Origin of the sequence: Streptococcus sp. HF-1907 (genome assembly GCF_015594605.1) — a bacterium.
Classification (GTDB): Bacteria; Bacillota; Bacilli; order Lactobacillales; family Streptococcaceae; genus Streptococcus.
Map to the genome: position 1 here is coordinate 1 of NZ_JADNQT010000016.1, position 15,877 is coordinate 15,877.

The 15,877-nt window shown below is 39.7% G+C and carries 16 protein-coding genes; 5 read left to right on the forward strand and 11 right to left on the reverse strand.

What is annotated here, in order from left to right; genetic code table 11:
- Positions 1-96, forward strand: a 96-nt coding sequence (locus IYQ92_RS08320) for an IS3 family transposase (protein ID WP_133162783.1), incomplete at its 5' end; no start/stop codon positions are given.
- Between the two features lie 43 nt (positions 97-139).
- Here IYQ92_RS08320 and IYQ92_RS08325 read toward each other — a convergent pair.
- From IYQ92_RS08325 to yfmF, 7 genes are all read right to left on the reverse strand, one after another.
- Positions 140-937 carry an energy-coupling factor transporter transmembrane component T family protein gene (locus tag IYQ92_RS08325; protein ID WP_195676227.1) on the reverse strand — a complete coding sequence of 266 codons (798 nt, stop codon included), beginning with the start codon at positions 935-937 and terminating at the stop codon, positions 140-142.
- Positions 930-1,772, reverse strand: coding sequence for an energy-coupling factor ABC transporter ATP-binding protein (locus tag IYQ92_RS08330; protein ID WP_195676228.1), 843 nt, complete (start codon positions 1,770-1,772; stop codon positions 930-932). Before IYQ92_RS08330 ends, IYQ92_RS08325 begins: the two co-directional genes overlap by 8 nt.
- Complete coding sequence (locus tag IYQ92_RS08335; protein WP_195676229.1) at positions 1,748-2,587, reverse strand: energy-coupling factor ABC transporter ATP-binding protein; 840 nt, start codon at positions 2,585-2,587, stop codon at positions 1,748-1,750. The genes IYQ92_RS08330 and IYQ92_RS08335 overlap by 25 nt, the downstream gene beginning before the upstream one ends.
- Positions 2,588-2,589: 2 nt before the next feature.
- Positions 2,590-3,132, reverse strand: a complete 543-nt coding sequence (pgsA, locus tag IYQ92_RS08340) for a CDP-diacylglycerol--glycerol-3-phosphate 3-phosphatidyltransferase (protein ID WP_195676230.1) — start codon at positions 3,130-3,132, stop codon at positions 2,590-2,592.
- Positions 3,133-3,141: 9 nt separating this feature from the next.
- Positions 3,142-4,113: a helix-turn-helix domain-containing protein gene (locus IYQ92_RS08345; protein ID WP_267490056.1), complete on the reverse strand. Its 972-nt coding sequence runs from the start codon at positions 4,111-4,113 to the stop codon at positions 3,142-3,144.
- Positions 4,114-4,178: 65 nt separating this feature from the next.
- A complete protein-coding gene (gene yfmH, locus IYQ92_RS08350; RefSeq protein ID WP_420705756.1) occupies positions 4,179-5,453 on the reverse strand; it encodes an EF-P 5-aminopentanol modification-associated protein YfmH in 1,275 nt (424 codons plus the stop codon).
- Entirely contained in the window at positions 5,450-6,700 is a 1,251-nt protein-coding gene (gene yfmF / locus IYQ92_RS08355) for an EF-P 5-aminopentanol modification-associated protein YfmF (RefSeq protein WP_195676232.1), read from the reverse strand. Before yfmF ends, yfmH begins: the two co-directional genes overlap by 4 nt.
- An 87-nt stretch (positions 6,701-6,787) precedes the next feature.
- Between yfmF and yaaA the strand changes: the two genes are divergently transcribed.
- Together yaaA and recF are read left to right on the forward strand one after the other, a co-directional pair.
- Positions 6,788-7,165 (forward strand): S4 domain-containing protein YaaA, encoded by a 378-nt coding sequence (yaaA, locus tag IYQ92_RS08360; protein WP_195676233.1) that lies wholly within the window; start codon positions 6,788-6,790, stop codon positions 7,163-7,165.
- Between the two features lies 1 nt (position 7,166).
- A complete protein-coding gene (recF, locus tag IYQ92_RS08365; protein WP_195676234.1) occupies positions 7,167-8,282 on the forward strand; it encodes a DNA replication/repair protein RecF in 1,116 nt (371 codons plus the stop codon).
- 55 nt (positions 8,283-8,337) lie between these two features.
- Here recF and IYQ92_RS08370 read toward each other — a convergent pair whose 3' ends face one another.
- The 4 genes from IYQ92_RS08370 to trpS form a co-directional block, all read right to left on the reverse strand.
- Complete coding sequence (locus IYQ92_RS08370) at positions 8,338-9,207, reverse strand: GRP family sugar transporter (protein ID WP_195676235.1); 870 nt, start codon at positions 9,205-9,207, stop codon at positions 8,338-8,340.
- Positions 9,208-9,260: 53 nt separating this feature from the next.
- Positions 9,261-9,971 (reverse strand): helix-turn-helix domain-containing protein, encoded by a 711-nt coding sequence (locus tag IYQ92_RS08375; protein ID WP_195676236.1) that lies wholly within the window; start codon positions 9,969-9,971, stop codon positions 9,261-9,263.
- A gap of 146 nt (positions 9,972-10,117) precedes the next feature.
- The gene (gene guaB, locus IYQ92_RS08380) at positions 10,118-11,599 is read right to left on the reverse strand and encodes an IMP dehydrogenase (RefSeq protein ID WP_195676237.1); all 1,482 of its coding nucleotides are present in this window, start codon (positions 11,597-11,599) and stop codon (positions 10,118-10,120) included.
- Between the two features lie 233 nt (positions 11,600-11,832).
- Positions 11,833-12,855, reverse strand: coding sequence for a tryptophan--tRNA ligase (trpS, locus tag IYQ92_RS08385; protein WP_195676238.1), 1,023 nt, complete (start codon positions 12,853-12,855; stop codon positions 11,833-11,835).
- A 385-nt stretch (positions 12,856-13,240) separates the two neighbouring features.
- Between trpS and IYQ92_RS08390 the strand changes: the two genes are divergently transcribed.
- Both IYQ92_RS08390 and IYQ92_RS08395 read left to right on the forward strand, forming a co-directional pair.
- The gene (locus IYQ92_RS08390; RefSeq protein WP_195676239.1) at positions 13,241-14,110 is read left to right on the forward strand and encodes a YitT family protein; all 870 of its coding nucleotides are present in this window, start codon (positions 13,241-13,243) and stop codon (positions 14,108-14,110) included.
- 82 nt (positions 14,111-14,192) lie between these two features.
- Positions 14,193-15,812 carry an ATP-binding cassette domain-containing protein gene (locus tag IYQ92_RS08395; protein WP_195676240.1) on the forward strand — a complete coding sequence of 540 codons (1,620 nt, stop codon included), beginning with the start codon at positions 14,193-14,195 and terminating at the stop codon, positions 15,810-15,812.
- Positions 15,813-15,877: the final 65 nt, after the last annotated feature.

Here is a 15,877-nt window from a genome sequence, read left to right on the forward strand (position 1 = left end):
ATTGTAGACTATATTGATTATTACAACAACAAACGAATTAAGGTAAAATTAAAAGGACTCAGTCCTGTGCAATACAGAACTAAATCCTTTGGATAAATTAAATGTCTAACTTTTTGGGGTCAGTACATCTAGGGGCGTTTTAGTTTGATTTAAGAAAAAATAGCAGAGCTGCTAAGCTGAACATCACAAAAATGGTGACGGTATCTTGCAGTTTCCACTGTAAAATACGATACTTGGTTCGACCATTTCCTCCCTGATAGCCACGAGCTTCCATGGCAATGGCTAGGGCATCTGCACGTTTAAAACTAGAGGCAAAGAGAGGAATAAGAATTGGAATGATTGATTTGACCTTCTGAATCAGATTGCCTTCTCCAAAATCAACACCACGCGCACGCTGGGCATTCATGATTCGTGTCGTGTCGTCCATCAAAGTTGGAACAAAGCGCAAGCTGAGTGATAGCATGAGACCTATTTCGTGAGCTGGAACTTTGAGAGGCTCTAGTGGTTTTAGGAGAGCCTCAACCGCATCCGACAAGCTCAGCGGGGTTGTCGTCAAAGTCAATAAAGTAGAAAAGAAAATAATCAGCAAGAAACGCATGAAAATCAGCGCAGCTTGATTGAGACCGTAGGTCGTGACCTTAAAAATCCAAAGGAGAAAGAGAGTATCACCACCATGAGTGAAAAACATCTGAAAGAAGGTTGTGAAGAGGATGATTCCAATCATTGGTTTGACGCCGTTGAGGAAGAAGGAAAGTTTGATTTTGGATAGGAGGACTGCTAGTAGCGTGAAGGCTAGCATGATGAGGTTGGTCACCAAGTTGTTAGCCCAAAAGACAATCATGATAAAGATAATCATTGCTAACAGCTTGCTGCGCGGGTCTAGGTGGTGTATCAGTGAGTTTCCAGGAACATAGCGCCCTAAAATAAGTTTATCCATGACTCACCTCCTGAGTAAATTCTTCTATAGTAATAGGAAGTGACTCTAATTGTAAACCACGCGCCACCAATCTCTGAGCAAACTTAGTAATCTTAGGCACTCCCAGCTGCTTACTCTCCAAAAAATCAACTCCTTGGAAAACGGTCTTAGGCTCACCTGAACAGACTATCCTGCCTGCCTCTAGCACATAGACATAATCAGCATAGTCAGCAACATCGTCCATGAGATGTGTTACTAAAACAATGGTCATACCTTGCTGGTGTAAGTTTTTAAAAAGAGTCATTAACTCCTTGCGACCTTTTGGGTCTAAACCAGCAGTTGGTTCATCAAGAACAAGAACCTTTGGCTCCATAGCCAGAATGCCTGCGATAGCCACTCGACGCATCTGTCCACCTGATAATTCAAAAGGATTTTTATCAAATAAATCCTCTGAAATACCAACAAGAGCTAATTTTTCTCTAGCCAATCGCTCTGCTTCTTCTTTAGAAACTCCAAAATTTTGAGGACCAAAGGCTACATCTTTAAGGACGGTCTCATCAAACAGCTGGCTCTCTGGAAATTGGAAAACCAGTCCAACCTTCTGACGGACAGGCTTAATGTCTTTATTTTTTGATTTGGCGGTGATAACAATGTCGTCTACTTCAACCTGCCCTTGTGTCGGAACATGCAAGCCGTTCAACAATTGCATGATTGTCGATTTTCCTGAACCTGTATGCCCAATAAAAGCAGTATAAGAGCCATCCTTAATCTCAAGGTTAATGTCAAAAAGGGCACGCCCTTCAAAAGGGGTGCCTGCTTGATAGGTATAACTTACATGCTTGAGATGAATTCCCATAATTCTTTTTCTAATTCCTTTTCTGTAAGATAGACGTCTCCCATTTTCAAACCTGCTTGGTTCAGCTCTTGCATTAAACGCATAGAGAAAGGGACATCCAAACCTAATGTCATTAGCTCATTACCACGAGCAAATAATTCACTCGGTGTTGAGCTTGATTCAACTTGTCCTGATTTCATCACGAGGACACGGTCACTGAGTGCGACTTCGTCCAAATCATGTGTAATGGAAATAACTGTCAGATTGTACTGGTCACGAATTGTTTTTATGGTGTTGATTAATTCTAGACGACCTTCTGGGTCCAGCATACTCGTTGCCTCATCCAAAATAATAATATTTGGTCTCATAGCAACAGCGCCAGCAATGGCAACACGTTGCTTCTGACCGCCAGACAAACGAGCTGGCTCGCGGTCTTTAAAAGTCGACATGCCAACTAATTCTAAAGCATCCGCAACACGTTCTTTCATCTCAGATAAGGGGATACCTTTATTTTCTAGCCCAAAGGCAATATCGTCTTCAACTGTCGCTCCAACAAACTGGTTATCTGGGTTTTGAAAAACCATTCCGATTTTATGGCGCATTTTCCAGACATTATCTTCTGTCAAAACCTGACCGTCAATAATAATTTGACCAGACTCAGCCTCCAACAGCCCATCAACCAAACGAACAGTGGTAGATTTCCCAGACCCGTTATGCCCAATAATAGACAGCCATTCACCTCGTTTCACGTGAAACGAAACCTTATCAAGGGTATAAAAATCCTGACTTTCTTCATATTTGAAAGCTAGATTCTTAACTTCAATAATATTTGTCATCTTTATTTAAAGGTATCTTTAAAGAGGAAACCTGCTCCTTTAAAGTAATCGTATCCTGAGTAGATTGTAAAGAAGAGTGAGATGTAGAGCATCACTTGTCCGATTAGAGTTACATGGCAGAGCAACAAAATAACAGAAAACATTTGAGTTGCAGTTTTAATTTTACCAGGCATAGCTGCCGCTAAAACCGTACCACCTGTTTCAACGAGCAAGAGACGAAGACCTGTCACAGCCAATTCACGGCAAATAATGACTGCTGCCACCCAAGCGGGAGCCATCCCTAAACCAACAAGCATAATGAAGGCACTCATAACCAACATCTTATCAGCTAAAGGATCCGCAAATTTACCAAAATTTGTAACCACGTGCCACTTACGAGCAAGATAACCATCCAAATAATCAGTGATGCTAGCCACTGCAAATACAACAGCTGCGGCAATGTGCCAAGGGAGTGACGCTGAGATTGAAGTCATGATTAGAAAGACTGGAATCAAAATAATGCGTGCTACCGTTAATAAATTAGGAATATTTTCTTTTTTGAACATGATGTCCCCTTATTGAATTGTTAAGGTAATGTAAGTCAAGTCAGAAACTGTCAGAGCTGACATATCAAGTGTTTGACCGTTAATTGTGATACTAATTCCCTCAGTCATTCCTAGAGTAATAACTGATGAAGTTGTCCCCGAAGCTAAGTTAGCTGTCAAAGTTGGATTTGCCGAATTCAAGGTAGCCTCTGTACTGCCAGCTTCTGTGTTCGTTACCGAAACCCAACTTCCAGATTGACCATTATAACTAATAGAAACTTCTACAGGTGCCGTCGCTCCAGAAATCGTTGCCATCAGCTGATTACCACTACCTTCTGTTGTAATCGTTGGTGCTTGAGAAGAGCTGGATTCGCTAGTTGATGAGGAAGCCGTTGACGAAGAACTGCTTGATTGATTACTCGTCACAGAATAAGAGCTAGCTGTCGTTTTTTGACCTTGGCTAGTTTGAGTCCAAACCGTGTAGGCAACAAAAGCTAGAATAGCTGCTGCTACTGCACTCAGAACAACAATTGGCCAAGAATTACCTTTGGATGGCTCCGTTTGGCGATAACGGCTTGACCTCGTCCCTGTGATTGGCTTGTAAGAGCCTTTTTCAGACGAATCTTCTTCTGAAGCCTTCTCCTCCTCAGTAGTGACTGAAACTACGGGAGCTTCAGGTTCTTCAGCAATTTGAGGGGACTCAGCCTTATCTGGGAATGTGCCCTCTGGGGTAACTGCTTGTTTGGGTTCTTCCTTAGGAAGGGGCGTCTCTTTCTCACCACGATACTTCGCTAAAATAGTTTCTGGAGAGAGACCAACTAAATTAGCATACTTCAATAAACAACTCTCTACAGATTCTGAAGGAAGGATTGTAAATTGATCAAGTTCTAAGGCCAATAAATAATGAGAAGGAATACCTGAACGCTCTTCGATATCGCTTAAAGTCAAATGCGACTTTACCCGATTCTCTCTTAAGAGATCACCTATCGTTTTTTCTACCATCTTAATTCCTTTTAATTTATAATAATTATCTCTTCTATTATAGCAAAAAATGGGAGTAATTTCGATTATTTTGGAAAGATCGTAAAATCGGTGACATCAGCTGACGCTAAAAACTCGCGACCAACCGCTACAACTTGTTCTAAAGTCAATTGTTCTATGAGTTTAGGCACATCAAAATAAGTTTCCTCACCCAAGTGATAGGTCACAAATTGCATAGCTAAATGCTCAACAGAATCCAGACTATGTAAGAAGTCACCATACAATTCACGCTTCAACAACTGAAAATGAGCTTCCGTCAAATCCTTAGAACGCTCAAAGTGAGTCAAAAATTGCTTCAAGCGTGTCCCCATAGCAATGGGTTCAATCGTATCAAGGGAAATAATCAAATACTGATACTCCTCCTTGACCTCTATCTCTAAATCAAAAGAATCATCAATTTGCCTGCTGTCATACCAAGCCTGATTGGTCTCAGATGTCCAGCCTAACAGCATGGTAAAAAATAGCTGTAAGCTCAGCTTTTGTTCTAATAATGAACGACCACCTTCAGGTTTCGGACCGCGATAACCGACTGCCAACTTAGGAAGTGACACATCCATGTGCATAGAACGATTTTTGATGACCGAATGATAAACAATTGCCTGTCGCTCAAGTGGCAAAAAATCTCTTTGCTCAGCCTTGTTTTGTTGGACCTTGATTTCTTCAATTATCTGCTCTGGTTTAAAATCTCCAACCAGAACTAATTCCATATTAGAAGGGTGATAGAAAAACTGATGATTTTCTTCTAAATCCTTAACTGAAATCTGATTGACAGAATTTCGACTTCCTGCAATATCCTCCGCCAAAGCTGTTTTGGGAAAAAGATTTTCTAGGATACCTTGGTAGAGTCGAAAATCAGCGTCATCTTGATACATTTCAATTTCTTGACCAATAATTTCTTTTTCACGATCGACGGATTCTTCTGTCAAGTGCGTTGACATGACAAATTCTTGCAGAAGCGCTAGACTTTCTGAAAGATTCCCAGTTGTTGAAAAATAAAAACTTGTTTTATCGACGGTGGTGTAGGCGTTGCTCTCTGCACCCAATTTTGTAAATTCCGTTGCAGCATCTAGACCTTCTGATAGTTCAAATAGTTTATGTTCTAAAAAATGAGCCACCCCTTCTGGATACTGGTAGGCTTGTCCCATTGCTGTAAACTTATTGTCAAGTGATCCAAAACGACTTGTCAAAACCCCAGTCGTTTCCATAAAATGTTTTTTAGGGATGAGATAGACCATCATTCCATTTGGTAATTGATTGACATAAAGAGTTTCTGCGATGGTCGGGTAATTATAAGACATCATGCTTCATTTCCTTCTAAAAAGTAAAGACTTTGCAATTTCAGGCTAGCAGCTACTCGCATCAACTGACTTTTCGTTACAGCATCAACACCGTTCAACCATTCTTCCGTTGAAGGCATGCCTTCTAAATACATGGCGTTATAAGCCTGTTCAATTAAAAATTTAACATTATCCGTCAACAAGCGATGGTTGGTCTTTAACATTTCTTTAGTTTGTCCGACCAAGGCCATCGAAAATTTCCCTGATCGCACATCTGCTAATTGTTTATTGATTAACCTCGCTAATCGGTTGCGTTGCTCTTTATCGAGTCCAGCGTAGATTGTAAACAAACCTGTAAAGCTATCAAAGTGACTGGCAATAGTATAAGCCAGTCCTTCTTTTTCTCGAATTTCTGTAAACAATAAAGAATGCGCAAATGAACCGAGCAAGCCATTTAGCACAACCAGTGCAAAATAATCATCATCTTGAGGTCTAAGCTCATGATGAAAACCAAGTTGCAAAATAGACTGATTAACTGGACGCTTGTCCAAGAGCTCACGGGTGACATTTTGATAATCTTGTCGGTAGTAATAAGTCAGATTGACCTGCCTTGGTTTAAAAGGCATTTTATTGACTACCTGCAACATCCTGTAATCATCAAACTCACCTGCAATAAACAAATCCAACTGATCTTCCGACAACATCTTTTGAAACTCTTGATAAGCTGTAAAAGAATTCTCTGCGGTAACAAGCTCAGCGTCACCATATTTAGACAGTTGTAGGGTGGGATTTCTATAAAATAGCTTGCGTAGAGCCAATTCACTACTGTAAAAGCTATCTTCTTTGTCTGTCTCCAAATAATGAATGAGATTTAATTTTTCAGTATCAAAGATTTTAGATTGATACTGGGCCACTGACACCAGCGGTGCAAATAAGATACTTTCTAAAAACGTGACCACCTCTTCCAAGAGATTCTCAGCTGTAAAGGCATATTTATCTTTAATGAAGATAATATCAATATCAACGATATGTACCAGCCCCTTAGTTGACACCTTGGTTGACAAGCTTGCGCCATAGAGAGAAGCCAATTTTTCACGAAAAGCTTTTATCGTTGGGTAATCTGCATTGGCAGTTGCTAGCATTTGAGCTACCAAAACGCGACGAGCCACTGTTTTTTCAGAAAAAACTCCCGAAAATCTAAACGTTAAATGATTGGTTTTTAAAATAGTATTTTTTATTAGATGTAACTGAACACCATCAACAATTTTCATAATACTTCCTTTTAGAGTATATTATCAGCTAAGATTATATCATTTTTATGCTATAATTACTTGAATTTAAAAAAATGGAGCAGACGCATGGATTACAAACTTTTTGATGATTATATTACCCTTCAGTCCCTTCTTAAAGAGCTTGGTATTATTCAAAGTGGGGGAGCTATCAAAGGCTTTCTTGCTGAAACAACTGTGCTATTTAATGGTGAGGATGAGAAGCGTCGTGGGAAAAAGCTGCGCCTTGGCGATATTGTCAGTATCCCAGCACAAGAAGTGACTATCACTTTGGTTGAACCCAGCGAAGCTGAGAAAAAAGAGCATCAAGAGGCTCTAGCCGAAAAGCAAAGAGTTGCAGCTATCGTTAAAGAAATGAACCAAAAGGTTAAAAAGCAGACTAAGTCTCAGCAAAACAAGGTCACAGCCAAACCAAAAGCTCAAAAGCCACGTTTCCCAGGAATGTAATATGTGGATTAAAGAAATTAACTTAAAACACTACCGCAATTACGACTCCGCCAAAGCTAGTTTTTCACCCAATTTAAATGTCTTTCTTGGTCGCAACGCTCAGGGAAAGACCAATTTTCTAGAAGCTATCTATTTTTTATCCCTAACACGCAGTCACCGCACGCGTTCTGACAAAGAACTAATCCATTTTAATGAAAAAGAAGTGCAGGTATCTGGTGAAATCGTCCGACAAAATGGAACCATCACTCTTGATATTAATCTATCTGACAAAGGAAGAGTTACCAAGGTCAACCATCTCAAACAAGCTAAACTCTCTGACTATATTGGAGCTATGACTGTTGTCTTATTTGCTCCTGAGGATTTGCAACTTGTCAAAGGGTCTCCTAGCCTACGCCGTAAATTTCTTGATATTGATTTAGGGCAAATAAAACCAGTTTACCTATCAGACCTATCTAATTACAATCATGTCCTTAGGCAGCGAAACACGTATTTAAAAACCGCTCAGACTGTTGATATGGCCTTTTTATCTGTTCTCGATGAGCAATTAGCTGATTACGGTAGCCGAGTTATGGAGCACCGCTTAAATTTTATCGAGAAATTAAGTCAAGAAGCTGACAAGCATCATTTCACTATTAGCACGGAGCTAGAGCATCTCACCATTAAATACCTAGCCTCTGTCAAGTTCAATCAAGTTGACACGATTCGTCAAGATTTTCTCAAGCAACTCACTAAAAATCATCAGCGTGATCTCTTTAAGAAAAATACTGGTGTGGGACCACATCGCGATGACCTTTCATTCTTTATCAATGACATCAATGCCACCTTCGGTAGCCAGGGGCAACAGCGGAGCTTAATTTTATCTTTGAAATTAGCCGAAATTGAACTTATCAAATCAATTACGGGAGACTCGCCAATTTTGTTACTTGATGATGTCATGAGCGAGCTAGACAATCATCGGCAACTAAAACTCCTTGAAGCCATTAGAGATAATGTCCAAACATTCATCACAACAACAAGCCTAGAGCACTTATCTAACTTACCAGCAAACCTTAAAATTTTTACTATTCAGAGTGGACAGCTGAGTGAAGAAAAAAATGATGGCGATATTGATATCTAAAAGAGCCGAGACTATAAATCTCAGCTCTTTTTATATTTACACTATTGTCAACCTGTTAATAGGATTTCACAATGCCTAATAAAATTGCTCCGACGACAAAACACAGAATACCGATGGCAACCCAACGGATTTCTTTCTTCGTTTTTGTCTCACCTAAGAATAGGATACCTCCGATAATTGAAATGATGACACCTAGCTGAGAAAAGCTAAAGGCAATAGCAAGACCTGCTTTTGCGGCTGCAAGTAACATGAAAATATTACCAACTCCCCACATAATCCCTACAAATGCATTTTTCAAAACAACAGGCTCGAAGCTCATTTTAAATTTCATGAAAATCATCGCTCCCAAGCACATTCCAACAGCCATTGGCAATATAACTGCCAAGGCATCAAATTTCATGATATTATTGAAAAGCACAGTGTAAGAGATGTAGCCGACGGTTGAATAAGCTAGTGCCCGAAATCCCTTTGAGAAATCCAGAAGACCACTGTCAGCAGCCATTTCCGAATTATCCTGCTTGCTAGAAAAATAGAAACCAATAACCAAAAGAACCAGAGCAATAAGTCCTAAAACAAACTGGATTGGTTTTGTCCATTCATGAAAAGCAAGGGCACCAATTAAACTACCGACAACCAACTGAGCACCACTAGACAAGGGATTTGCTACTGAACCCCCCATATATTGCATGGCATGAAATTGACCATTTTGACCGATAGACCAAAGGATACCCCCAAGAATCCCAAAAATCCAAAGCGATACTGACATTTCTGGATGAACAACAAACCAAACACCCAGAGCAAAAATAAGAGCCCCCAAAGTCATTCCAAAAGTCTGTTGATCAGGGCGACCACCAATTTTGTTACTAACAAAACCAATACTTCCCCATGCAAACATTGGAACTAGAGCGAATAATATACCTTCCACAGTTAACTCCTTTATAAAATAAATAATAGGTTGTCAACTGCTGTAAAGCTTATTTACTCTGTCAGACGATTGATTAAACTGGATAAGGTAGCTGCTTCTTTCAGATGGTTTTGGTTCAGAGCAGTCGATAATCGCTGATTGATAAAATGAATCATTGGCTTCACATCAATTGACTGGTCTTGTTTAAAATTCGCTAAAACCATTTCCAGTAAGTCATCTGTCATCAAATCATCAAAATAACCTAACACTTTAAAATAAAAACGTGTTTGCGATTTTTCTGTCCCAATATAATGGCGGACTTTTTCAATATCTGATGCTGGCAACTCCATATCAAGCCCCAAATCAGAAATAAAAGTCTTAGCTAGAATTTTTAAAAGACTGTTTTCTATTGTATCATATGACAAATTATTTTGAAAACTGAAGATTTCTACCATCTGTTTATTATTGTAGAGAGTTTCTAATTCTACCAATTGATTCTCAGCTAATGTTGGTTCTACTACAGCCTCTGATAGTTTTTCTTCACTAGCCTCTGGCTGAGTTGGGGTAGCTACTATATCTGTGACTTTCTGATGATTTTCAGAGATATCAATCTCTAATGACATAGCTGTCACAGCCGAAACAAACTTATCAATGGCTAGCTGAGTTTCTCCATTTTCAAAACGAGACAGCGTTGACTTTGAAATTTTGCTATCCTTGGCAACACGACTGAGGGTCAATCCGCGTTCTTCACGCAATTCTTTGAATAATTTTCCGTAATTTTCCATAAGACTATCTTACTATAAACGTTCCATTTTAACAACAGGATGGTTAACTATTTATTCTTTTAATCAAGTATTTTATCCTATCCGTTCCATGTTTTTAGGCGCAAAAAAGAAGCTAACCATACAGCAGCTTCTTTCATTGATAATTATTATTGTACTGAGTAGTTTGGAGCTTCATTTGTGATTTGAACATCGTGTGGGTGGCTTTCTTTCAAACCAGCACCTGACATTTCAATGAATTGAGCATTGTCATGAAGTTCTTTGATAGTTGCTGCACCAACATATCCCATACCTGAACGAATACCGCCAAGCATTTGGAAAACGATATCGGCAACGGCACCCTTGTAAGCCACACGACCTTCAATTCCTTCTGGAACTAATTTATTAGCTTCGTTGACTGAGCCTTGGAAGTAACGGTCTTTTGAACCTTGCTTCATAGCTGCAATTGAGCCCATACCACGATAGGTTTTAAATTTACGACCTTGGTAGATTTCAGTTTTACCTGGGGCTTCATCAGTACCAGCAAACATTGAGCCGAGCATGACGGCATTTCCACCCGCAGCAAGAGCTTTTACGATGTCTCCTGAATACTTGATACCACCGTCAGCGATAATCGTCTTACCGTATTCACGCGCAACAGCTGCTGCATCGTAAATGGCAGTTACTTGAGGAACACCGACACCGGCAACCACACGTGTTGTACAGATTGAGCCAGGTCCGATACCAACTTTAACCACATCAACACCAGCTTCGTAAAGAGCACGTGTTCCTTCAGCTGTCGCAACGTTACCAGCAATCAATGTACGGTCTGGGAAGTGTTCACGGATTTCTGCAATTTTGCGGAGTACACCAGCTGAGTGACCGTGAGCAGTATCAATAACGATAGCATCTGCACCAGCTTCAAACAAAGCTTCTGCACGTTCAAATGTATCTGATGTAACACCAACAGCACCGGCGACTAAAAGACGACCAAATTCATCTTTAGCAGCTTTAGGGAATTCAATGACTTTTTCAATGTCTTTGATTGTAATCAAACCTGAGAGACGACCTTCTTCGTCAACCAATGGCAATTTTTCAATGCGGTGTTCATGAAGAATACGCTCTGCTGTTTCCAAATCAGTGCCAATTGGCGCTGTAACCAATTCTTCACTAGTCATGTAAGTAGAAATTGGTTGTTGGTAGTCTGAGATAAAACGCATGTCACGGTTTGTGATGATACCAACCAATTTACGATTTTCCAAAGTTTCAACGATTGGCACACCACTGATACGATAGTTCTGCATCAAAGCTTCCGCTTCAGAAACAGTATTTTCTGGAGTCAAGAAGAATGGGTCAATGATAACACCATTTTCTGAACGTTTAACTTTACGAACTTCTTCAGCTTGTTCTTGGATAGACATATTTTTATGAATGACACCAAGTCCACCGGCACGCGCAATGGCGATAGCCATACGGCTGTCAGTGACAGTATCCATGGCAGCTGTGATAATTGGAATATTCAATGTCAAATTGTCAGTAAGTTTTGTTTGCATGTTGACTTCGTTTGGAAGTACATGACTTTCAGCAGGAATGAGCAAGACGTCATCAAAGGTAAACCCTTTTTTCAAAAATTTAGTGTCCCAATTTGACATGAAATAAATCCTCTTTTCTTATTGATTTACCAGCTATTCCGTAACCAGTAATTTTATATTGTTAATATCATATCACGCCAATTTCATTTGTCAACTCATATGGTTAATATAAAAAGGCTTTTCGGGGCTATATTCGTCTTTTCTGTAAAAATATCTTTAAAACGTTATTTTTCTGAAAATTCGTTCGCTTTAACTAAAAATCGAGTAACATCTGCTACTCGATTGGTTTGATTTTAGAAATAATTAATTCCCATGGCTGATTTCACTTCTGAAAGAGTTTGTCCTGCTACTGCACGCGCTTTTTCACTACCTCTTTCAAGCATACGGAAAACTTCACCCATGTCCTTAGCATACTCCAAGCGGCGTTCACGGATTGGTGCCAACTCACGCTCCAAGATTTCAAGCAGGTAGCGTTTAGTTTTAACATCTCCAAGACCACCTTTTTGATAGTGTTCTTTCATCTCAACGATGGTTGCAGCGTCCTCTTCACAACCAAAAATATCAAGGTAATGGAAAACCATATTGCCTTCAATTTGTCCTGGATCTTCGACACGGATGTGATTAGGGTCAGTGTACATGCTCATCACTTTTTTACGAACAGTATCTGCGTCGTCTGAAAGGTAAATACCGTTTCCTAGAGATTTAGACATTTTAGCATTGCCATCAAGACCTGGAAGGCGACCGGCTGCTTCGTTAACTGGGAAAATGCCTTCAGGTTCCACTAGAACATCTGTTTTATAGGTATGATTAAATGAACGTACAATCTCACGAGTTTGCTCAATCATTGGTTTTTGGTCATTTCCTACAGGCACAAAATTCGCCTTGAATGCTGTGATATCAGCAGCTTGAGAGACCGGATAAACCAAGAATCCTGACGGAATGGATTCCCCAAATCCTTTCTGAGCAATTTCAGTTTTAACTGTTGGGTTGCGTTCTAAACGAGCTACTGAAACTAAGTTCAAATAGTACATTGTCAATTCAGCTAGTTCAGGAATTTGACTTTGAATGAAAATCGTTACTTGCTCAGGGTCTAAGCCAACTGATAAATAATCCAAAGCGACGTTACCGATAGAATCCTTGATAATTTCAGATTCCTTAGCATGGTCAGTTAGGGCTTGTTGGTCTGCCAAAAAGACAAACATATCATACTTATTTTCATTTTGCAAAAGTACACGATTCTTCAATGAGCCGACATAGTGACCTAAGTGTAATCTTCCAGTAGGACGGTCTCCCGTCAAAATAATTGGTTTTGTCATGATTTCTCCTTTAAATATAAAAAACTCACGCACAAAAGCACGTGAGGACGTTTCAAATTGATACGCGGTACCACCTCAGTTAGCAGACCTATAGTCTGCCATCTCTACTCCTTCTATCAAAGGAAGACACGATAAGGGGTGCCACACCTGAAGATTATTGCTTCTCTTCATTTCTTGACCAGTCCATTCATCCTAAAGTTATTACTGATTTGCAGCATCCATCAGCTCTCTAAAAATACTTTAACATTACTCTTCTGATTGTAGTTTCATTTTATGAAATTATGAGAACTTTGTCAAGACAACAACAACAATTGGAAAAGAGGCTTGACCTCCATTTTAGTTTTTGCCATAATAGGAAAGTAAATTTATTTGGAGTAGTGTACAAATGAAAAAGAGACTTATTGATTACAGCCTAGTAACCCTAGGCTCTTTTATTGCTGCTATAGGTTTTAATAGCCTATTTTTAGCCAATCACATCGCTTCAGGTGGTGTGGTTGGACTTGCAGTTAGTTTACAAAAATTATTTGGCTGGAACACAGGAAATTTCGTGATGATAGCCAATTTTCCCTTGCTTCTTGCCTGTTATATCTTTTTAGGTAAGGATATTTTCTTTAAGACCATCTATGGTTCTTGGATTTATTCCATTTTTGTCAAATTAACCGAGCATATCCCAACACTCACCCATAATACACTGCTAGCAGCGGTCTTTGGAGGAGTGATTTGCGGTTTTGGTCTTGGCCTAGTTTTTTGGGGGAATTCTTCGACTGGAGGAACTGGTATTTTAACTCAAATCCTCCACAAATATTCTCCACTTCCTTTAGCCATTTCTATGACTATTATTGATGGCATTAGCGTTGCTATGGGATTTATCGCCTTTGATATTGAAACGGTTATGTATTCCATAATTGCACTGGTTATTATTAGTTACGTGGTTAATAGCATGCAAGTTGGTATCGCTTCTTCTCGGAATATTATGATTATTTCAACTAAAGCCACGGAGATCAAGCATTACATTGCCTCAGATGCCGATCGTGGTGTGACGGAAATTCCAGTTAGTGGTGGTTTCACGGGAAACAAGCAAACAATGCTCATGACAACCGTCTCACGCCAAGAAGTGCCCAGTCTAGAAAAACATATTCAACAAATCGATCCTATCGCCTTTATGATTGTGATGCCTGCAAGTCAAGTTATGGGACGAGGATTTAGCCTCACCAAACAGTACCAATTAGATGAAAACAGTATCCTTCCTATGTAGCGTGCATCAACACCCCTTTATATTGAAAAAAGGGGCTTTTTCATGTACAATGAAGTTTAGATAAATAAATTGAGGTGACAATGTGTTAACAGTTTCAGACGTCTCACTACGTTTTAGTGATCGTAAATTATTTGACGATGTCAACATTAATTTTACAGCAGGTAATACTTATGGACTTATCGGTGCTAATGGCGCTGGTAAATCAACATTCTTGAAAATCTTAGCAGGAGACATTGAACCATCAACTGGTCATGTAGCTCTTGGACCAGATGAACGTCTATCAGTTCTTCGTCAAAATCACTTTGACTACGAAGAGGAGCGTGTGATTGACGTTGTTATCATGGGAAATGAAAAACTTTACAGCATCATGAAAGAAAAAGATGCTATTTACATGAAAGAAGATTTTTCTGATGAAGACGGCGTCCGTGCTGCTGAACTTGAAGGAGAATTTGCAGAGCTGGGTGGTTGGGAGGCTGAAAGTGAAGCTTCGCAGTTACTCCAAAACTTGAACATTCCTGAAGATCTCCACTATCAAAATATGAGCGAACTTGCTAACGGTGACAAGGTGAAAGTCCTTCTTGCTAAAGCCCTTTTTGGTAAGCCAGATGTACTTCTTCTTGACGAACCAACCAACGGTCTTGATATTCAATCTATCTCTTGGTTAGAAGATTTCTTGATTGACTTTGAAAATACTGTTATCGTCGTTTCCCATGACCGTCACTTCTTGAATAAAGTATGTACGCACATGGCTGACCTTGATTTCGGTAAAATCAAACTCTTCGTTGGTAACTATGACTTCTGGAAAGAATCATCAGAATTGGCTGCACGTTTGCAAGCTGACCGCAACGCTAAAGCCGAAGAGAAAATTAAACAATTGCAAGAATTCGTTGCTCGTTTCTCTGCCAATGCCTCAAAATCTAAACAAGCCACATCTCGTAAGAAAATGCTTGATAAGATTGAGTTGGAAGAAATTGTTCCCTCAAGTCGTAAATATCCATTCGTGAAATTTAACGCCGAACGTGAAATTGGAAATGACCTATTGACGGTCGAAAATCTTTCAGTTACAATCGACGGTGAAAAGATTCTAGATAATATTAGCTTCATTCTTCGTCCAGGTGACAAGACTGCCTTTATCGGACAAAATGACATCCAGACAACCGCGCTTATCCGTTCCCTTATGGATGATATTGACTACGAAGGCACTGTCAAATGGGGTGTCACAACCAGTCAATCTTATCTTCCAAAAGATAATTCTCGTGATTTTGCATCAGGTGAATCAATCCTTGAATGGCTTCGCCAATTTGCTTCTAAAGAAGAAGACGACAATACCTTTCTTCGTGGCTTCTTGGGTCGCATGCTTTTCTCAGGTGATGAGGTTAACAAGTCTGTCAACGTCTTGTCCGGGGGAGAAAAAGTACGCGTGATGTTATCAAAACTCATGCTTCTTAAATCTAATGTCCTTGTCCTTGATGATCCTACTAACCACTTGGATTTGGAATCTATCTCAAGCCTAAATGATGGTCTCAAGGACTTCAAAGGATCAATTATCTTTGCCAGTCACGACCATGAATTTATTCAAACCCTAGCTAACCACATCGTTGTTATTTCTAAGAATGGTGTTATCGACCGTATCGACGAAACCTACGATGAGTTCCTTGACAATGCTGAAGTTCAAGCTAAAGTTCAAGAACTTTGGAAATAAAACAGGGCTCTCAGCTCTACTAATAAACAAAAGAGGTTGGAAATCATATCCAGCCTCTTTTACCA